Annotated in this window: 2 protein-coding genes; one reads left to right on the top strand and one right to left on the bottom strand. The window is 42.6% G+C overall.

Annotation, left to right across the window (positions count from 1 at the left end; translation table 11 throughout):
- Nucleotides 1-300: 300 nt before the first annotated feature.
- Entirely contained in the window at nucleotides 301-1,701 is a 1,401-nt protein-coding gene (gene asnS, locus L2764_RS26745; protein WP_248943375.1) for an asparagine--tRNA ligase, read from the top strand.
- Nucleotides 1,702-1,911: 210 nt separating this feature from the next.
- Here asnS and L2764_RS26735 read toward each other — a convergent pair whose 3' ends face one another.
- Nucleotides 1,912-2,241, bottom strand: a complete 330-nt coding sequence (locus tag L2764_RS26735; protein WP_248943374.1) for a heavy metal-binding domain-containing protein — start codon at nucleotides 2,239-2,241, stop codon at nucleotides 1,912-1,914.
- Between the last annotated feature and the right edge of the window lie 181 nt (nucleotides 2,242-2,422).

Genomic DNA, 2,422 nt, shown 5'->3' with positions numbered 1-2,422 from the left:
ACAGTTCCGTAGAGTGGCTACGCGCTATGAGAGAAAGGCTAAGTACTATTTAGGGACGCTTCAATTAGCTGCTTCTATGATTTGGTTAGCGTAATTGTCAACGCCCCCTAGCCAATTCAAGCAGAAATAATGAAATATTTATCCCGTTAATGACAGTTTGTGCCTTTTATCACCGCTCTAAACACAATATCGGTCCTCTAATCGCAACTAAACCGAGTTTACACTTGAGAAAAGCCGCCATCAAGGTAAGATGGACATCCAAATTTTTACACAAACATTTCGTTGGAGAACTAGGTAATAATGAGCATTACATCTGTCGCTTCTGTATTTAAGGGTGACTTTGCGATTGGATCGCAAATCACGGTACGCGGATGGGTAAGAACCCGTCGTGATTCTAAAGCTGGGATTTCATTTTTAGCTGTCTATGATGGTTCCTGTTTTGACCCTATTCAGGGTGTAGTGCCTAATAATTTAGTCAATTATAATGACGAAATTTTAAAATTAACGACCGGTTGCTCTGTCATCATGACAGGCGAAGTCGTTGACTCTCCGGGTAAAGGACAGTCTTTTGAATTACAGGTAACGAGCGTTGAAGTGGCAGGCTGGGTAGACGATCCTGATACGTATCCAATGGCGGCTAAACGCCACTCGATTGAACATTTACGCGAACTGGCCCACCTTCGTCCAAGAACCAATATAATTGGCGCTGTGGCTCGTGTGCGCAACTGCTTATCTCAAGCCATTCACCGTTTTTATCACGAACAAGGCTTTATTTGGGTATCAACGCCTCTCATTACCGCCTCTGATTGTGAAGGCGCAGGTGAAATGTTTAAAGTCTCCACCTTAGACTTTGAAAACATACCACGGGATGAGCACGGTAAAGTCGATTACAGTGAAGACTTTTTCGGTAAAGAATCTTTCTTAACCGTATCCGGTCAGTTAAATGGCGAAACTTATGCCAGTGCTTTGTCTAAAATTTATACTTTTGGGCCGACTTTTCGCGCCGAAAACTCAAACACCAGCCGTCACTTAGCCGAATTCTGGATGGTTGAGCCTGAAGTGGCCTTCGCCGATCTTGAAGATGCTGCTGCGCTTGCTGAAGCCATGCTAAAATATTGCTTTAAAGCGGTGTTGGATGAGCGTCGTGACGATCTTGAATTTTTCACGCAACGCGTTGACAAAACCGTACTAGAGCGTCTTGAATCCTTTGTGAGTAGTGATTTTGCGCAAGTGGATTATACCGACGCGATTGAAATTTTAAAGAATTGTAATAAAAAGTTTGAATTTGATGTTGAGTGGGGTATTGATCTCCATTCTGAGCATGAGCGCTACTTAGCCGAAGAGCATTTTAAGGCACCTGTTGTGGTCAAAAACTACCCGAAAGACATTAAAGCGTTTTACATGCGTTTAAATGATGACGGTAAAACCGTGGCGGCGATGGATGTGCTTGCACCCGGCATTGGTGAGATCATTGGCGGCGCACAACGTGAAGAGCGTTTAGACGTGCTGGATGCACGCCTTAGCGAGATGAACTTAGATCAAGAAGATTTCTGGTGGTATCGAGACCTTCGCCGTTATGGCACTGTACCTCACTCTGGCTTTGGTTTAGGTTTTGAGCGTTTAGTGTCTTATGTGACTGGCGTGGCCAATATTCGCGATGTGATCCCTTTCCCTCGCGCAGCAAAATCGGCTAATTTCTAAACCTTAATCACTGATGATTAAATGATAAAAAGTCGCTTTATTAGCGACTTTTTTGTTCCTGCTCAACAATAATAAGTGCATTAGTATCAAACCCAAGTGCTTTAAATTAGCTAATAAAATGCGCCAACACTTCAGGTGAAACTGTCGGCGTTCTCGATAATAGCCATAAATAAGAGAGGTCTGGGCTCAATACAAAGGCATTATTGATTGTTATATTGATTGTTTATTGATTAATTTGACTGCGGTTCCAAAGGCCATGATTTCCGCTGAGCCTTCCATTATTGAGCTGGTCGTAAAGCGCACCCCCACAACCGCATCCGCCCCTTTGGACTTCGCACTTTCAATTAAACGTTCAATCGCAGCGTTTCGCGACTCTGTCAGCATTTCTGTATAGCCACGAATTTCGCCACCAATAATGGTTTTTAACCCGGCCATAAAGTCTCGACCAATATGTTTCGATTGCACGATGTTGCCCATCACCACCCCTAACACTTCAACAATATCTTTATTGGGGATCGTTTCTGTTGTTGTGTATAGCATTTCATTTTCCTTAAAAATATCTATATATAAAGATAACACAGTCGTTTTTATCATAAAAAATCGATTTAACGCTAGGGGGCGTTGACAATTGGCCATGATTAGCTGATTAAGATACAATTTTTCTCTTTGAAATTCATATGTCTCGTAAAATGATTAGCGATAAGCAGTGGCGACGAATTCA

Source organism: Shewanella surugensis, assembly GCF_023284005.1.
Lineage (GTDB): Bacteria > Pseudomonadota > Gammaproteobacteria > Enterobacterales > Shewanellaceae > Shewanella > Shewanella surugensis.
This window is presented reverse-complemented; position numbering and strand designations above follow the sequence as displayed.